At 45.6% G+C, this 17,361-nt stretch carries 17 protein-coding genes; 9 read left to right on the top strand and 8 right to left on the bottom strand.

Annotated elements, in window-relative coordinates:
- The first annotated feature begins 277 nt into the window (after positions 1-277).
- Complete coding sequence (locus ACLIIY_RS21660; protein ID WP_434529379.1) at positions 278-3,292, top strand: EAL domain-containing protein; 3,015 nt, start codon at positions 278-280, stop codon at positions 3,290-3,292.
- Between the two features lie 84 nt (positions 3,293-3,376).
- Here the strand turns inward: ACLIIY_RS21660 and ACLIIY_RS21655 are convergent, their stop codons facing one another.
- On the bottom strand, positions 3,377-3,991 hold the full coding sequence (locus ACLIIY_RS21655; RefSeq protein ID WP_434529378.1) for a sugar O-acetyltransferase: 615 nt from the start codon (positions 3,989-3,991) through the stop codon (positions 3,377-3,379).
- A 175-nt stretch (positions 3,992-4,166) separates the two neighbouring features.
- Here ACLIIY_RS21655 and ACLIIY_RS21650 point away from each other — a divergent pair, with 175 nt between their 5' ends.
- Positions 4,167-4,973 carry a phosphotransferase gene (locus tag ACLIIY_RS21650; RefSeq protein WP_434529377.1) on the top strand — a complete coding sequence of 269 codons (807 nt, stop codon included), beginning with the start codon at positions 4,167-4,169 and terminating at the stop codon, positions 4,971-4,973.
- Here the strand turns inward: ACLIIY_RS21650 and nqrM are convergent.
- Genes nqrM through ACLIIY_RS21635 form a run of 3 tightly spaced genes read right to left on the bottom strand, consistent with a single transcriptional unit; the run spans position 4,970 to position 5,957 of the window.
- Positions 4,970-5,173 (bottom strand): (Na+)-NQR maturation NqrM, encoded by a 204-nt coding sequence (gene nqrM, locus ACLIIY_RS21645; RefSeq protein ID WP_434529376.1) that lies wholly within the window; start codon positions 5,171-5,173, stop codon positions 4,970-4,972. The two genes, ACLIIY_RS21650 and nqrM, sit on opposite strands and share 4 nt — an antisense overlap.
- Complete coding sequence (locus ACLIIY_RS21640) at positions 5,173-5,670, bottom strand: NifB/NifX family molybdenum-iron cluster-binding protein (protein WP_434529375.1); 498 nt, start codon at positions 5,668-5,670, stop codon at positions 5,173-5,175. The genes nqrM and ACLIIY_RS21640 overlap by 1 nt, the downstream gene beginning before the upstream one ends.
- On the bottom strand, positions 5,667-5,957 hold the full coding sequence (locus tag ACLIIY_RS21635) for a DUF134 domain-containing protein (protein ID WP_434529374.1): 291 nt from the start codon (positions 5,955-5,957) through the stop codon (positions 5,667-5,669). Before ACLIIY_RS21635 ends, ACLIIY_RS21640 begins: the two co-directional genes overlap by 4 nt.
- 341 nt (positions 5,958-6,298) lie before the next feature.
- On the opposite strand from ACLIIY_RS21635, the gene ACLIIY_RS21630 reads away from it, so the two are divergent.
- The 3 genes from ACLIIY_RS21630 to ACLIIY_RS21620 all read left to right on the top strand — a co-directional run bounded on the left by ACLIIY_RS21630 (position 6,299) and on the right by ACLIIY_RS21620 (position 9,513).
- On the top strand, positions 6,299-7,291 hold the full coding sequence (locus tag ACLIIY_RS21630) for an ABC transporter substrate-binding protein (protein WP_005441515.1): 993 nt from the start codon (positions 6,299-6,301) through the stop codon (positions 7,289-7,291).
- Between the two features lie 88 nt (positions 7,292-7,379).
- Entirely contained in the window at positions 7,380-8,279 is a 900-nt protein-coding gene (locus ACLIIY_RS21625; RefSeq protein ID WP_020196104.1) for an ABC transporter permease, read from the top strand.
- Positions 8,272-9,513, top strand: a complete 1,242-nt coding sequence (locus ACLIIY_RS21620; protein ID WP_009706378.1) for a quaternary amine ABC transporter ATP-binding protein — start codon at positions 8,272-8,274, stop codon at positions 9,511-9,513. The genes ACLIIY_RS21625 and ACLIIY_RS21620 overlap by 8 nt, the downstream gene beginning before the upstream one ends.
- A 76-nt stretch (positions 9,514-9,589) precedes the next feature.
- Here the strand turns inward: ACLIIY_RS21620 and ACLIIY_RS21615 are convergent, their stop codons facing one another.
- Entirely contained in the window at positions 9,590-9,820 is a 231-nt protein-coding gene (locus ACLIIY_RS21615) for a hypothetical protein (protein ID WP_045415952.1), read from the bottom strand.
- Positions 9,821-10,018: 198 nt separating this feature from the next.
- Here ACLIIY_RS21615 and ACLIIY_RS21610 point away from each other — a divergent pair, with 198 nt between their 5' ends.
- A complete protein-coding gene (locus ACLIIY_RS21610; RefSeq protein ID WP_005441521.1) occupies positions 10,019-10,528 on the top strand; it encodes a copper resistance protein NlpE in 510 nt (169 codons plus the stop codon).
- A 193-nt stretch (positions 10,529-10,721) separates the two neighbouring features.
- Positions 10,722-11,534 carry a 5'-methylthioadenosine/S-adenosylhomocysteine nucleosidase gene (locus ACLIIY_RS21605; protein WP_009706380.1) on the top strand — a complete coding sequence of 271 codons (813 nt, stop codon included), beginning with the start codon at positions 10,722-10,724 and terminating at the stop codon, positions 11,532-11,534.
- 47 nt (positions 11,535-11,581) lie between these two features.
- Here ACLIIY_RS21605 and ACLIIY_RS21600 read toward each other — a convergent pair whose 3' ends face one another.
- Complete coding sequence (locus ACLIIY_RS21600; protein ID WP_009706381.1) at positions 11,582-12,466, bottom strand: LysR substrate-binding domain-containing protein; 885 nt, start codon at positions 12,464-12,466, stop codon at positions 11,582-11,584.
- A gap of 94 nt (positions 12,467-12,560) precedes the next feature.
- Between ACLIIY_RS21600 and ACLIIY_RS21595 the strand changes: the two genes are divergently transcribed.
- Positions 12,561-13,469, top strand: coding sequence for a DMT family transporter (locus tag ACLIIY_RS21595; RefSeq protein ID WP_434529373.1), 909 nt, complete (start codon positions 12,561-12,563; stop codon positions 13,467-13,469).
- Positions 13,470-13,557: 88 nt separating this feature from the next.
- Here ACLIIY_RS21595 and ACLIIY_RS21590 read toward each other — a convergent pair whose 3' ends face one another.
- The gene (locus ACLIIY_RS21590; protein ID WP_434529372.1) at positions 13,558-15,237 is read right to left on the bottom strand and encodes a hypothetical protein; all 1,680 of its coding nucleotides are present in this window, start codon (positions 15,235-15,237) and stop codon (positions 13,558-13,560) included.
- Between the two features lie 328 nt (positions 15,238-15,565).
- On the opposite strand from ACLIIY_RS21590, the gene ACLIIY_RS21585 reads away from it, so the two are divergent.
- Positions 15,566-16,657, top strand: coding sequence for a transporter substrate-binding domain-containing protein (locus ACLIIY_RS21585; RefSeq protein WP_434529371.1), 1,092 nt, complete (start codon positions 15,566-15,568; stop codon positions 16,655-16,657).
- 81 nt (positions 16,658-16,738) lie between these two features.
- Here ACLIIY_RS21585 and ACLIIY_RS21580 read toward each other — a convergent pair whose 3' ends face one another.
- Positions 16,739-17,257 carry a glycine zipper 2TM domain-containing protein gene (locus ACLIIY_RS21580; RefSeq protein ID WP_009706385.1) on the bottom strand — a complete coding sequence of 173 codons (519 nt, stop codon included), beginning with the start codon at positions 17,255-17,257 and terminating at the stop codon, positions 16,739-16,741.
- Positions 17,258-17,361: the final 104 nt, after the last annotated feature.

Here is a 17,361-nt window from a genome sequence, read left to right as displayed (position 1 = left end):
CAAGTTGTGTAAAAATTAGACATTCTCGACAGTTTTTATTGTTAAATCTGAAGAATTTTATAAAGCGAGCGTGAACTGAATTTTGACACTACGTCATCGAACTGGCAGCGAACTCATCCCATCCCCTACCAAACGTGCGCCTATTAGCATTTCCACAAATTATGTCTTTTTTTTGAGATTTTAGTCAGTAATGTGTGGATGCAAATAGCCTCATATTCAACTTGCTCATAGAGGCGACCTTTTTCTTTTTTGAGTTTTACTCGACTTGCTGATTCAGATGAATAGACGTGTTTTTGATAAACGCCCAACCATTGGCATCATCTTGCCTATGTTGAGCGGTTTTTATATGGGAGAGCTTAACGCCACGTTGCGCCAAATGGCTAAGCAACATGGGGTTAATTTGGTATTTATTCGTAGCGGGCATCGCCGAGACTTCGACCTGTCTGTTTCTTTGCATCATCTCGACGCATTGATGGTGGTTTTGCATTCTGCATCCGATCATCTGGTGCAAACGGCGCTGAGCAAAGGCATTCCAGTGTTGTCTTTGGGCGCAAGCTACGCACCGCTTGACGTTGAGCAGTTCATCAGCATACAAAGTGACGGCGTAAAAGCCTTGTATCGCTGGCTGTTGGAGCAAGGACATCAACGCATTGGTTTTTGTGGTGATTTGTCGGTTAACGATGTACGTTCACGTTTTAAAGCCTATCAACACGCTGCTACACAGCATCAAGGGGCTTTCAATCCCGAAGATTTCTTTAGCGTTAGCAACTGCTCATTAGCGGGCGGACGAGAAGCTGCCGTTGAGTTCGTGCAGCGCAATTCGCAATGCACGGCGGTTATTTGTGCTACCGACCACAACGCCATTGGCATGATGGAGCAACTTAAGCACTTGCAAGTTGCCGTACCAAATGAAGTCGCCGTGGTTGGTATTGATAACGTCTTCTTCGGTAAACAAACTCAGCCACCGTTAACCACTGCCGATCAGCAATTGGAAGTTCTGGCACGCCGAGCATTTAGCCGAGCTATCGAGCGCATTCAAGGGGCTGCGTTTTCAAACCAGATTAACCAAGTGCCACAGAAACTGGTTATCCGTCAGTCCTGTGGTAATCGTAACCCAACCTATGAATCAACAGAATGTCCGAACTCAATTCGTCATGCCCTGCTGAATGTGGAAGGCCGCTCTCCGGCAGAGATTTTTGAGAACTTCTATTCTCAAGCTCAGAACGGTTTTAACTCCATTCTTGATGCTCAAAGCTTGTATGGCAACAACCTCGATTGGGCATGTTTAGCACAGTGCGATCAGGAGCAATACCATATCGAGAGTTGGGTCGAACAAGGCATGACCCAACCAACCACGCTGCCAAAACAAAGCACAGCAAGTGATGACATTCGTGACTTTCCTTTCCTTGAAGGTTGCGAACACTTTGTCGCAACAGTGATGCCCATTGCTACGGGGCAAAAAAACCAGTGGCAGTTAGTCGCCGTGGTCGATTCGCTTGAAGATCAACAAAACATCGGCACCCAATCGGTGTTCAACAACTATCTCGATATGTTGTCTCTGTTCATCGAACGTGATGCGCTACTCAACACCAGCACCTTACGTCAAAAGAACTCACAGCAATTGTTGCAGCAACTCAAGGTGGTATCAAATAGCTCAAATGATGGTATTTGGGATTGGGATTTGACCAGCAATAAACTGCGTTGGAACAGCCGCTTGGTCAACATGCTCGGCAATGAAAACATCTCCCACAAACGCTACATCGATTGCGATCAGCTGTTCCAATTTATTCATCCAGAAGACATCGACCAATTGGAAGAACACATCCAAGCTCACTTGGTCGATAAAGTGGCGTTCAAAACCGAATTTCGTATTCGCAAACACGACAACAGCTATATCTGGGTACAAGCCAATGGTTCTGCTGTACGCAACGCACAAGGTCATGCGGTGCGCTTTATCGGCTCAATGACGGATGTGACCGAGCAACGAGAAAGCGCCGCGAAGATCCATCATATGGCCTATTTCGATGCGCTAACGGGTGTCGCCAACCGCCGCAAAATCATGGAAGAGATTGTTGAACACATCCGCGTCAATCCGGATAAGCCTCGTGCCATCATGTTGATGGATCTCAATCGCTTTAAAATGATCAATGATTCTTTCGGACACCATGTCGGCGACGCTCTGCTTTGCCACATAACCAAAGAGTTAGAGAGTGTTTTGGTTGAGCCTCATACCATTGCGCGACTCGGCGGAGATGAGTTCCTGTTCTTCTGTCATGTCAGCAATGCCGCCCAAGCCAACCAGATCGCTAGCATGATTTTACGTACTATCGAAAAGCCAATGATTCATGAAGAGATGGAATTGGTCAGCCAAGGCAGTTTAGGTATTTCCTTCTACCCATCGGATGGCCATAGCCCGGAAGAGTTGGTCAAAAAAGCGGATATCGCCATGTATCAAGCGAAGCAACTCGGTGGGCGCAAAGTGGTGCATTACAACGACACCATGGAAGCCACGACACAAAGCTTAATTAAGTTCGAACACCACCTAAATCGCGCTTTAGAACAAAGCGAAATTGATGTGTTCTACCAACCTCAGTTGTGCCACAAAACGCAGCGTGTGATTGCAGTAGAAGCCTTGGCTCGTTGGCAATCTGAAGCGCTTGGCTTTGTCCCACCAAGTCAGTTTATTCAGGTCGCCGAGAACGCAGGTATGATCTCGCGATTGGGAGAATACATTCTCAATCGAGTCTGTCGTGATGTGCAGCAGTCGGCTTGGTTACAATCAATGAGCCATATTTCGGTCAACATCAGTGCACGTCAGTTGGTACAGCCTTATTTTGCAGATGAGGTGATTCAAACCATCCTTAACTACCGATTGCCGTTGTCTCTGTTCTGCATCGAAATCACCGAAACAGCAGCCATTAGTGATTATGACTTGTGTGTGAAATCGCTTGAGAAACTCAGAAAAGCGGGCATTACCATCTCTTTGGATGATTTCGGGACAGGCTTCTCTTCTTTATCGTTATTGAAGAAGTTGCCATTGAGCGAAGTCAAAATCGACCGCTCTTTCATCGCGGACATCATCAAAGATCAATCCAACCTCGATTTCGTCTCCACTATGATTTTGATGGGCAGAAGTTTGGGTTATCGCGTGGTCGCAGAAGGGGTAGAAACCGCAGAGCATGTCTCTAGCTTAAGCGAACTCGGCGTGGATTTACTGCAAGGTTATTACTTCAGCAAACCCCAACCTATTTCTCAACTAGAGCAACAATACACACCACTTGGAGCCGTTTAAAAGCAACAAGGCGAGCTCATGTGCTCGCCTTGTTCTGTTCTTCACCGTTGGTTTTAAATACTTCGCTTTAGAAAACCTTCTTGTCTAGTCCAACTTCATTTCCATCAACGGTCGCCACATCTCGATAATCTCTTCTTCCGATGGCATTTCGCTTTGCTCGATGGTTTTCACTACGCGACATGGATTCCCCACCGCAACGCAATCTGCTGGGATGTCTTTGGTCACCACGCTGCCTGCCCCAATAATCGCTCGGCCACCAATTGTCACGCCATCCAAAATGATGGCACCCGCACCAATCCACACACTATCACCGATGGTAATTGGGTTGCCCGTTGCTATGGGACGAACACGCTCGGCGAGCTCAAAGGGGTGTCCTGCCGTACTGATCACCACATTAGGACCAATTTGCACGTACTCACCAATATGAACAGGCGCAAGATCGAGAATGGTAACGCCAGCATTCAAAAAGCCGCCTTGGGTAAAGTGAATATTCTTGCCCATGTCACAATAGAACGGCGGCACGATGTTCACGCCGTTCGCACTGCCAAGAAGTGACTCGATGATCTCGGCTTTCTTTAAATGCTCAGAAGGTCGTGCGTGGTTAAAGTCATACAGCTTCTCCTTCACTTCGGTTTGAAACTCAAACAGCTCAGGCGTAATAGGAATATGCACAGAAAAATCAGCCAGTTTACTACTCATCGACAACCTCTAAAGAACCAAGAAAACATCGATAAATAATCGTAAATTCAGCCAGTTAACTACCAACTTTTCGCATCATTTCGCTAGGTATTTGCGAGCAACAACGCATTTTGATGTTGGCAATTGGACGCTCGATGTTTATCTTGAAATTCCATTCAGCATGGAAAGCAGATTGATGCCACGAAAAGAGCTAAGCCAGATGGGCAGCGCCCAAGTGTTCCTAACAGAAAAAGAAGGCCTTAAAGTCATTGAGAAACGCAACCCTACGCAGGTTGAAGTAGCGTTTTACCAAAAGCAATCTGCTAGATTTAATCAGCAAGGTATCCTTGTCCCAGAATTCATCGGGTTCGACGCTGAGCAAAATACCTTATGGATTGAGTACATTCCTCACTCAGTAGATCAAGCATTCCTTCTACAAGATCCAAGAGTTTTGAGGCGTCTTGCCCAAATTCATCAAACTCCACAGCCCGCCAATAACGCCATATTTAAATCCCATACGTGGACAGATGAAGCAACAACATCAGCATTTGAAACCCTCCACCTAGATGCTCAAACCGAGGCTCAGCTCCGTCATTTTCAAACCCAAGCAAAGTACCTCTTCAAACCCCAAACTCTGCTCTCAGGAGACAGTAACGCTGGCAACTGGGGGCTAAGGGATAATGGCGAATTGGTACTGTTCGATTGGGAACGTTTTTCTACTGGCCACCCTGCGATTGACCTATCACCCTTGGTAGCAGGAATGGGTAACATGGAAGACTACAAACAAGTCGCAAAACAATACATAGCAATGGGTGGAAAGGGGATAGAATCAGAACTCACCACTGCGGTCCTACTAGCAAAAGCTTGGATCGTAATTGAGGTGACAAATTTGCTGGTTTCCAGAAGCAATCCGCAAGCCAGCAAATATATAGAATGGTTTAGACAGACATTACCAAAGTGGTGCAAATCGGTGTCATTAGAGGCAGGTTTAGCTGAGCGTTAGCTTATCGAACTCGGCTCTTGGATCTGATAGAGGCGGCGTTCGTTATCTGCGCAACTGGTCTCGCAGTTACACACTTTATCAACGCCTACGTTATTCAAGCCACCGCAACTACCTTGAATGCGCTTGTTGTGAAAGATCACGCCCAGTGACATCAACAAAATGATTGCTAAGAACCCAAGAAAAGTGAACAACCAAACCATTACTTCACCTCTTTCACGTAAGAAGAAACCAATGCTTTGAGTTTCGTCGGGCGAAGTGTCATGAGTGCTTTTTTGGATTGAGATTGAGGATTAAGCAATAACGACTGCACTTTTTTGCTGCCACAGCCTCCGCAACCACCTTTCTTAGCGTGGTTGGTAGAAGGTCGACCTTGCGTGGCAAGCGTTAATGGCGAACGCGGCACACCCATCACATCATCCAGTGAACTGCGAGTCGATAGCTTAAACACTTGCTTACCACTGCTCAAAAGCTTACCTAGCGCACGCTCACCAATGTTGCGAACCAACACCGCATCTACTTTGTATTCTTGCAAAGATTGAATAAGTTGTGATTTTGCTTTGCAGCCAGCTTGTGGCATAGAAGCAATGTTAGCTAGATTCTTCAACAGTCCGTCTGAATCGGAATAAATCGCAATGTATGGGGCTTTAACAAAGTGATTGGCGACGCGTTCGCCGTCATTCGGAATAGCGTAAATCATGAGTTTGACTCCTGGTCAGGAAAAACAAGTGCATGACCCTCAACTAGGCTTTTCGCGACTTTAAAACGCGCGCTTTTAACCGTATTACCAAAGGTCTGGCGAGAGACTCCCATTTGGTCGGCGGCTTGTTGCTGGCTCAATCCTTCCAGATCGGCCAACCTCAATGCCTCTAGTTCTTCTGGCAATATGTTGACTTTTTCTAGCTCGTAAAACGGTACACCATTAGGCTTAAAGCAATGGTGCGCTGCACGTCCACATACGCGTCTTTCTATTTTTGGTCTCGCCATCACATCCTCTCTACAAAACGCCTTCACCTTACGCCCGTTTATGGCATATGCCAATTATAGTTTTTAGCATATGCCAATATCTTAGTTTGCAAAAATCGTCTCCATAGCGAAATATTCGTTAGACATCTAATAATAATGCAACATCACATACAAACCACCATACGATTCATTGACATGAGTCGATAAAAAACCTCGCATTTTTGTGGCTATTTTCATCAAATGTTCACCATCATTTTCACGCTTGTTAACAAATAAAGCTATAATCCATCTAACACATTAGTTTGAACACTAATGATTAATTCGTTACCCTAAGTGAGCTATTTAGAGAAAGGAAACTCAATATGACGTACAAAACTCCCTTACTACTAGCGATTGGTGCGCTAGCAGCGACCAACGCAAACGCAAGTGAGTGTGGAACGGTTACCATTGCAGATATGAACTGGAACTCTGCAACACTGATTGCCAATGTGGACCGTTTTATTCTTGAGCACGGCTACGGCTGTGATGCCGAACTCATCCCAGGCGACACCATGCCTACCGGCACCTCAATGATCGAAAAAGGACAGCCCGATGTAGCACCAGAACTTTGGAGTAACAGCCTTAAAGATGCGCTAGACAAAGGTGTTGAAGAAAAACGCCTACGTTATGCTGGTAAAGCGCTTGTCGATGGCGGTGAAGAAGGCTTCTGGATCCCTGCCTACCTTGTTAAGCAATACCCTGAAATGAAAACCATCGAAGGTGTGAAAAAACACGCGAAACTGTTCTCTCATCCTGAAGACAAAGCAAAATCCGCATTTTACAGCTGCCCTGCTGGTTGGAACTGTCAGATCAGCGCAGGCAACCTTTTCAAAGCAATGGATCTTGCTGACTCAGGTTTTGACATCATTGACCCAGGCTCAAGTGCCGGTCTATCTGGTTCCATCGCAAAAGCTTACGAACGCGAACAAGCATGGTTTGGTTATTACTGGGCACCAACTGCAGTTCTTGGTAAGTACGACATGGTTAAAGTCGATTTCGGCAGCGGCGTGAATGAAGAAGAGTTCGTGAGCTGTACAACCCAAGCGGATTGTGAAGCGCCAAAAGCAACCATGTACCCACCTTCACCAGTGCACACGATTACCACTGAAGAGTTTGCTTCACGTTCTCCAGCAGCGTACGACTACTTCACTAAACGTGGTTTCACCAATGCAGACATGAACCAACTGCTTGCTTGGATGGAAGACAATCAAGCAGACGGTGAAGAAACCATGTTCCATTTCCTAGAAAACTACCCACAGATCTGGACCGCATGGGTTCCTCAAGACGTAGCTAAAAAAGTGCAAGGTGCACTGTAAGACTTAGACGTTTCGTAAATGGTATAGGAATACCAAAATTGTTGTATGCCGAGGCTCGCTTGAGTCTCGGCAAGAAAAGGAAGTAAACATGTCTGACTCGAATTGGCTTAGCGAATTCCCAGAAATGGATCGCTCAGATCTTAGAGCCATCCGCAAAACCTTAGATGGAGCCTACCGCGATTTCTCTCGCGAATACGGCGACCTAATTGAATCATTCTTCGACCCTCTTCTCTCATTTCTCGTTTGGTTCGAAAAACTCCTCATTTCTACACCATGGATGATCATCCTTGCTGTGTGTACCGCGTTAGTTTATGCCGCGAGTCGCTCATGGAAATTGGCTGTCGCGTGTTTCGTGTCATTGATCCTGATTGGGTACTTTGGCATGTGGGAAGATACGATGCGGACGCTCAGCATCATCACGGTGTGTACCATGCTCGCCATTGCGCTCGGTATTCCGATTGGTATTGCCATGGCGCGCTCAAATCGCGTGCAATCCGTCGTAACCCCGCTTCTTGATGTTATGCAAACCATGCCAGCGTTCGTCTATCTGATTCCTGTCGTGATGCTTCTAGGTATTGGTAAGATTCCGGGCTTGATTGCCGTGGTTATCTACGCGATTCCACCAGTGATTCGTTTAACCAACTTAGGTATTCGACTGGTAGATAAAGAAGTACTTGAAGCCGCTACTGCCTTTGGTGCCAGTAAGAAGCAGCGCTTAGTCGGCGTGCAATTACCTTTGGCAATGCCAACCATCATGGCTGGTATCAACCAAACCATCATGATGGCGCTTTCTATGGTCGTTATTGCTTCGATGATTGGCGTAAAAGGCTTAGGTCAGCCAGTATTAAAGTCAATCACGAACCAGTATTTCACGCTTGGTCTGCTTAACGGCTTGGCAATCGTGGCACTAGCGATTTTGTTTGACCGTGCATCGCAAGCTTACGCAAAAAGAACGCAAGCACACCTAGGAGATCTGAAACATGACTAAGCCACTTATTGAAATCAGCGGCCTGTATAAGATCTTCGGCCGAAAACCAAATTCTGTTATCGACCGTGTTAAGCAAGGACAAAGCAAAGACCAAATTCTTGCTGATACCGGCCATACCGTTGGTTTAAAAGACATCAACCTGCAAATCAACAAAGGCGAAATCTTCGTTATCATGGGCCTATCTGGCTCTGGCAAGTCGACTATGATTCGTCACTTCAACCGTTTGATTGACCCGACTATGGGACAAATCTTAGTTGAAGGCGTCGACGTAATGCAGTTGTCGTCAAAAGAGTTGGAAGAGTTTCGTCGCCATAAGATGTCGATGGTATTCCAGCGCTTTGGTCTGTTGCCTCACCGAACTGTGGTCGACAACGTAGCTTACGGCTTGGAAATCCAAGGCATCAAGAAAGAAGCTCGTCTTGCCAAAGCCAATGAGTGGTTGGAAACAGTGGGCCTTAAAGGTTACGAGAACCAATACCCTGCGCAACTTTCTGGTGGCCAGCAACAACGTGTTGGTTTGGCTCGCGCATTAGCGACGGATGCTGAGATCCTATTGATGGATGAAGCCTTCTCGGCACTCGATCCACTGATCCGCAGTGAGATGCAAGATCAGCTTATCGAACTGCAAGAGAAGCTACATAAGACCATTATCTTTATTACTCACGATTTGGACGAAGCACTTCGCTTAGGCGACCGTATTGCTATCTTGAAAGACGGCGAATTGGTACAGCAAGGTTCTCCAGACGAAATTCTGCTTCATCCTGCTGATGAATATGTAGAAGCCTTCGTTAAGGACGTTAACCGAGCACGCGCTCTTACCGTAGAAACCGTGATGCAGCCACCGGCGTATCGCATTGCAGCGACGACCATTGAAGAAGCCTTGATAGAAATGAAACGCGTGAAGCAAGACTATGCCTACCATGTAACCGACGACGGCTATCAAGGTGTGGTGACCAAAGAGAGCTTGCTTGACGCTGCGAAAACCGATGCAGCACAAGAACTCGATGAAGAAATCTACGAAGAAGTGCCTGTAGTCTCACCTGACTCGGTGATTGAAGAAGTGCTACCGGACACCATGTCTTGTGACTACTCACTGCCAGTTGTCGATGACGAAGGTAATCTGCAAGGCGAACTAGAACGAAGCGCCGTGGCCGAAATCTTCACTGACAATACCGAAGAGGAATCTCCGTCAAAGGAGGTCAAAACACCACCAGCAATGGATAAGGCATCCTAATACGCAAAAGGCTCATCATCTGATGAGCCTTTTTGTTTGCTTTGTTGTCTATTCAATATTGGTGTTATTGCTATCCCTACAGCCATATAAGCAGTGCGAAGATTAACAGACTCAACACGATACCAAGCAGGGCAATCCGTCCCTGCATTTCTGTAGAGACGGGACGATGCGGTCTTTTACCTAGCGTCAGAATATACAATCCCGCGTAACCGATACTGTAAGCAACCCTGTCTAAAAAAAGTTCGATCAACAACCAACGAATAAGTGCTCCCAATACCCTAAGCGCACCTATAACTAATTCTTCCATTTTCTTTCCTTTTCCTTCTTCTTTGCAAATCACTGACGTTAAAGAGTTTTTCTAACAGAGACTGTTCAATGGTTTGCTTTGTTCTGACGCAGGTCTAGGAAACAAGTCTATTATTATCACGGTATACCTAAGTGACCTTAGCATACATGCAACGAGATTACTTTGGTATGTCAACTTGTTGATTTAGAGAGGAATAAAATGAAAAAGACATTATTAGCACTCACAGGTGCTGTCATTATTCTAGCAGGCTGTCAGGATGAGAAACCAGCGGAGACAACTGCGGTTGACGTTCCTCAAGCCACTGAAGTTGAAAGCACGGTTGATGCGACGCCAATTGAAGAAGAGCAAGTGATCACTCCAGACACGTTCGTAGATTCTGGCCACAATGCGCAAAATGCATTGGATTGGAACGGCATTTACAAAGGTAAGCTTCCTTGTGCAGATTGTGCGGGTATCGATACCACGCTAACGCTGAACGAAGACGGCACTTACTCATTGGTAGAGCTTTATGAAGGTAAAGAAGGCGACCCAATCAAGTCAGAAGGTAAGTTCACTTGGAACGAATCAGGCAACACCATTACATTGGTTGATGAGTCTGGTCCAAACCAGTACTTCGTTGGCGAAAACATGCTAATGAAGCTGGACATGAACGGCGAAAAAGCAACAGGCGAGTTGGCTTCATTCTACAATCTGAGCAAAATGCCTTAATGCTGAATAGCAATTCAATTTAATCCTGATAAAGACCAAATCCGAGCCTCCCCCGCTCGGATTTTTTCATTCTCGTTAATTAGAACGACAATCAAGAATTTTCATTTATTAAGAAAAATAACAATCCAACCAATTGACGCAAACGATTGCCATTGATAGATTGCGCCATCTTTTTTATTTGTAAGTATGTCGTATGCAAATCTTTAAACGTTTCGCTGCACTTGTTCCTGCAGTACTTTCCTTCTCTGTTTTCGCTCAAACTCAACCTATCCTTGTTCAGGGGGCAATGGATATTGAAACCAGTACATTGGTTGAAGCACTGGATGATGCGAAAGAAACCACCGTTGGTTCTTGGACTTTCTGGCAAGGTGAAATCGATGGCTACCCAGTTGTCGTGTCTCGTACCGAGGTTGGCTTAGCGAACGCTGCCGCTTCTACCACGATTGCAATTGAACACTTCAATCCTAAATACATCATCAACCAAGGTACATCGGGCGGTCACGACCCTGAGCTATACCGTGGTGACATTGTCGTGGGTGAAGCCAGCTTCAACATGGGCTCTTACAAGTCTGAGTTTACTGAAAAAGGCAAAGGCATCGACCCAACTAAGTGGCAGAACTTCGACGTAACCATGCGTCTACGTGAAAACGGCGAGTTTGTTGAACACAAACAATTCAAAGCAGATCCGGCGCTGGTGGAAACCGCTCTTTCTTTGTCTGAAGAATACAAGAAAGGCAAAGTCGTGAAAGGCTTGATTGGCTCAGCGGACGAGTGGAACCGCGAAGTGGATCGTATCAACTGGTTCCATGAAACGTACGGTACGTCTGTTGAAGAAATGGAAACGTCATCAGCGGCATTGGTTGCTCAAGCTTACCAAGTACCTTTCGTTGGCATCCGTATCCTTTCGAACACAGATCAACACAAGCAAGACTTCGAACCACAAACTGCGGTCGATTGTCAGCTATACACAATTGATGTGATTAAAGCGCTGATCAAAAAGCAATAGTCGCTTTTTCGAATCGCAAAGGGAGGCCGAGTGCCTCCCTTTCTTGTTTATAGACACTGCTGCTTAAGCCAGTTGGTCAACTTAATGATTTCTGGCTGACGGGCGCGATTCTTCTTATGCACGAAGTAAAAGCTGTCTCCTGTTTCTAAGCCGTGAGAGGGGATATAAACCAAGTCCTGAGCCTTATCCCGCTCATTCAACATGAAGTCATTGGCAAACGTAATACCCTGATCGTAACGAGCGGCTTCGATAGCCAGCAGCATGTGACTGAAATGCTGCATATCAATGTCTTTAGGTAGCTCAAACCCACCAGCTTTACACCACTCCGCCCAATCTTTACCGCGCTCACGATAGATAGAATCAGTAGAAAGAATCGGATAGTGCCAAAGTGCGTCTGGCATCGGTTGATCTTGAATTTCCTTCCAAATGTTGAGGCTGCATACCGGATACAAAGTCTCGTCATATAGGCGAACTGCCATGTAGTTGCGCTTTGGCTTCTGTACCGTGATAAAGCAATCACCAACACTGTCGGTTTGCTCTGGGTCTCCTGCAACCATGTTGAGTGTCAGATCGATTTCTGGATGCTGACGCTTGAAGTCCGCCAGTCGTGGGATCAACCATTTCACCGCCAGCGAGCTGTAAATCGCCAAACGTAGACTGCCCTTTTCGCCTTCACGCACTTTTTGGCTAGCCATTGCAATGGCACTGATCGCAGGGCTGATGTCTTCAAGATAACGAAAACCCGTATCCGAGAGTGATAGCTTACGACCTTGTCGAATAAACAGAGCTTCACCCAGGTAGTCTTCTAATATACGAATCTGATGACTCACGGCGCTTTGGGTTACGTTGAGCTCTTCTGCTGCAAGGGAAAAGCTCAAATTACGCGCAACGGACTCGAAACAGTGAACCGCTCTCAGAGGTGGCAATTTCATTATCTAAAAATCTCATACTTAAACTAATAAATATCATTTCACTTCATCCTATGACATCACCTACTCTTTGGCAAAGAATGAGGAGAGGAATAACGTGAAAGTCACATCTGTCGGCGCAGCCATGCTGCTATTAATTGTTGGAAACCTAATTGCGGTGCTCTCAGACGCTTTGATCAAAAGTGTCGGTAACGAGGTGCCGGTTTTTCAGTTCGTGTTTTACCGACAGCTGTCAGCAGTGATGATTTTGTTACCTGTATTCTTGCTCACCAAACAAGCACCATTGATGGAAGGCTTTAAATGGCATGTAGTGCGTGCACACGTTTGGCTAACCGGCGCGATTTTCATGGTGTTTGCTATCTCTTCAATGCCACTCGCTACGGCAAATGCGATCTTTTATGCTGCTCCTTTGATCATGTTGCCACTGGCAGCGATCTTCTTTGGAGAGAAGCTTTCTGCACAATCTATTGCAGCGGCAGTAATGGGCTTTGCAGGCGTGCTTGTGATTATTCGTCCAGACCAAGTTGATTGGGCGGCACTATCGGCTTTGGTTGTCGCGGTGACGTTAGCAATCAACAACCTGTTGATCCGCAAGTTGCCAAAGAACCAATCAGTGCCACACACGCTATTGATGACTAACCTAGCCGGCATTCCTGTGTCTCTACTGTTGGTGTTTATTGAGGGTGAAGCATGGGATTGGAGCTCATTCCCTGTTGCGGCAGGCTCAAGCCTATTCATCATGATTTACGCGGCAACTTGTGTATTGGCTTATCGCTCCATCGATAGCAACAAAATCGCCAGCGCCGAATACAGCGGCTTAATTGGCGCGGTAATCGTTGGTTTAATTTGGTTTGGTGAAGTGCCAGATATCTTTATGGCAATTGGCACAGTGATGATTGTGGTGCCTCTGGTTTGGCTATCTAAGCGCGAACGCCGCAAACAAAAGCAAGCCCAAGCCGCAAAACTCGCGGAAGAGCAAAAACATCATCAAGCGCCAGCAGCGTAAACAACCAAAAAAGCCGAGCACTCATCGCTCGGCTTTTTTGTTTTAGGGCAACACATATGAGCCTTGTTTATCTTGGATTATCGACTCATTAGTTTTTGATGGCGTTAATGGTTGCCGCTTTTTGCTGTAACGCTTTAAAGTCAGCGCTCTGCTTAATTTGGTTCAAGGTGTCAGTAACATCAAACGTACCAACCACCTGCTTTGCGGCCTCAAAGGGTGTCACTCCTTTTTCCAATTGAAGGATGTCATAGCCTGCCGCCTTCAACGCATAAATTGCGGCTGCACCACTTGGATAGAAGTATCCCCAACCAAACTGAGACTCCACACTTTCACGGTTTTGATACTGAGTCGTAAACGCGTAGCTATCAACAAACTTGAGCTCGGAAAAATTTGGTAGCGCATTTCTCAATGCCATCACTTCAACATACCAAGCGCTGCCTTCAAACAGCTCTTGGCCTAATCCCATGTTCTTCGCATAACGCTTACTGCTGGTATCAATATTGATTTGCTCCTGAGTCAAAGCGATGTATTGCTTAAGCATGGTTTTCGCTTCGTCTTGGGTCATTGTTTTAGGCAAAGATTTAAACAGATCCAGAACCGCTAGCTTGTAAGTTATCTGCTCTACATTCACAGGGTAACCGTTGAGCTCGTTAAAGTAATTGGCAGGATCGCTAAAGTGCTCCAGCTGATAGTCATGAAACATCTCATGCACAGCTAATGCGATAGTATTGCGTTGATGTTCACCTTTTACGAAGGTCTCTGAGGGCTTATACACTTGGAGATAGTACTTCGCTCCGTTAAACGTATATTGCCTTTCATACACCCCATTACCTTTGTTTATTACGTCATGAAAGACGTGCATATTGGTTTCGTATTGATAGATATTCAGAGCACCACTTTCATTGACGCCTAACTTTTGCGCCTCTTCTGGGACTTTGGAAGGATTGACCAAATAGGCAGTGACTGGCGTGCTGCTTTTTTCATCCAAACGTAGAAAGTAAGCTGGCGTACCTGATAAGTAGTCCCCATAACCGCCCCAAACGGATTGGAATTTCAGTGCATTCACAGAGGCATTAAGTTGCTCGAAAAGCTTACTATCTACCTCACTGGTCAAAGACGTTTCGCCTTCAGGGGAGACAAGTTTACCGAGGCCATACTTGGTTATCTCTTGCTCAGACATGTTGTGTATGTCTTGTGCCGATGCTGCATTAATCGTGAAGTAGTAGAAACCTTCTGGGTCTGACAATCCCATCTTTTTGTAGTAATCGATGTAAGGTTGATGATATTTGTGACCAACAGGAAAATCCGTTGCAACTTGATCTTCCGTTGCCCATGAATGAACACCAATCGTTGCGCCGCTCTCAATCGTTCGGTTTACACCTGCCAAAAACAAATCAGTACCGCCAGAAGCAATTTGCCCACTGCTCGCAATATGGGAATCCAGCTGTTTAGCGCGAACTTGATAAGCCAGTTCGAGGTTTGATTCATCATCAACAGAACCATCAATACTGATGAACTTGAGCTGCTTCACGTTGGCGTGTTTTGTAATCATTTGCTCAAACGCCTTTGGTGAGCCCTGACAAATAACACCTTGCAGTTCTGCGACGTCTCCTTTCACAACAAACGACAAACCCGGCTCTTGAGCTGACAGTTGGTCTCCACACTGAGAAGTAAATGTGTTGGTTGATGATGTGCTTTGGTCTTTCCCTTCTGAACCACAACCAGATAATGCCACGGCAATGCTCAGCGCCAATACTTGTTTTTTCATTCCTTTCTCCAATAAAACACCGTTCGATAGAGGAGATAATAAACAAAAAAATCCTGTTTTCCGGCGATTCTTACGTTGGCTTACAGACGCTTAATAATCCATCGATAACACCGGTTTTGTAAGCAACTCGCATACAATTTTGGTTGCCTAAACATTCGAGGGAGCCTCAGATAGGCATCAGCTGCTATAGTTAAAACAGTAAATAATAAAACTAGGGCAGTATTGAAATCGTCATCACCTCTCCTACTTTCTCAGCACTCTGGCATTTTTAGAGCGAGCGTTCGCTCTTGATTCGATTCATCGCTGCCTCTTTTTTGAGGGTCTGCGCATGCAAATTGGTTTCAAATCGACGCTTCAATCTTTTGTCCTTTCAACGCTTTTTCTTATCTCTGTTTTCAGCCCTTATACTTCTGCATCTTCACTAAAAGTAGGGACTTACCCCTGTCCACCTTTTGTCATCGGCTCTGTTGATTCGGAGCTAAACGGCCTCAGTATTGAGTTGTGGGAACAAATAGCCAAAGAGATGAATGTCGAGTTCACTTTCGAAAACCACCCATTGGATGATCTTCTTAACTCGATAGAAACAGAACAAATCGACATTGGCGTGTCATGCATTTCTATTACACCCGAACGTGAGTTATTCGCAGACTTCTCCCACTCTTTCTATGAGACCCACCTTGCGATTGCAGTTAAAAATCAAGGGTACCTACATACCTTACAATCGATCTTCATGAACCCTGCATTGTGGTTAATCGTAGGCGCGATCATTCTGGTTGCAGGTTTGGTTGGGGCGTTTTTCTACGCGATAGAAGAAGGGAAAAATGAAAAGCTGTATTCGATGAAAAGCCGAGTAGGACGTTGGGTTGAGAGCTTTATCCTTGGACTTCTCTTCATTACACGAGGCCCCTTTAACTACTTCGAGTTTAAGAGCTTAACAGGACGCATAGTAACGGTGTTTATTGGTGTGTTTAGCATGCTCTTTATCGCCAGTATCACCGCCGTGCTGGCCAGCAAATTGACCCTAAGCCAAGGCTATTCTCAAATAAAAAGCATTAACGATCTCGCCAATGTCAAAGTGGGAACCAAAACCGCAACCACCTCATCTTTGTTACTGACAAGCTTCGGTATTCGTCATCAAGATTATCAAGACATGACCGCGCTTTTAAATGCATTGGATACTGGAGAAGTCGAAGCAATCGTCGCTGATGACGTAGTGCTCAAATACATGATTGGTAACGGCAGAATATCGGGACAATATGAAGATTTAGAGGTGCTGCCTTACCAGTTAGAAAAACAGAACTATGGCTTCATCATTACGGAAAACAACCCGTATGAAGAAGAGATCAATCGCGCTCTACTGCAAATTCGTGAATCACGGAAATGGCGTAAGATTCTGGTCGATTATTTTGCAGACAAGTAGTGTTCACCACTGTCTTCTAAAATGAAAAAAGCCCTTAAGTTCAATGAACAAAAGGGCTTTTGTATTCAATCTCGTTGGCGATTATTGCGGTAGAACCACTTTGCCATCTTGAATTGGGAAAGTTTTACCTGCAGGTTTGCTTTGCATACGAACGGTTGTTGGCGCGCCAGCAACTTCGTAAGTGACATCGTAACCCACTACTTTCTCAGACGTGGTGTATTCAGTGTGACATTGCTTCTCAGTTGATGTCACAACATCGCCCTTTTGTACATTGTCTTGGATCTTACGACCTGTCATCGCACCAGCAACAGTACCTGCAGCAGTCGCAATCACTTTACCTGAACCACCACCGATTTGGTTACCCAATGCAGCACCTGCCGCTGCACCACCCACAGTACCAAGGATCTTGTTGTTGTCCGTTGGTTCTACTTGATGTGTTACTACCACGTCTTTACACACTTGGTGTGGGTTTTTCACAGTTTCTGTTACCGCTTCAACAAGCGTGATATTTGCTTCTGTTGGTGCTGGTGGCGTTTTGTCTTTACAACCCGCTAGTACTGCAACAACCGCTGTTGCGATTGCGATAGATTTCATATTCATGATTTACTTTCCGATACGGTTATCTTTGTTTGGCGATATAGTAAATCTAGAAGAAAAATTCACATCAGGTGAAAACAAACGTCCGGTCATTAGCAGGTTAAAAT

This window comes from Vibrio sp. K4, assembly GCF_051122595.1.
Taxonomy (GTDB): Bacteria; Pseudomonadota; Gammaproteobacteria; order Enterobacterales; family Vibrionaceae; genus Vibrio; species Vibrio owensii.
Note: the sequence above shows the minus strand (reverse complement) of the source record. Positions and strands in the feature narration are given on the sequence as shown.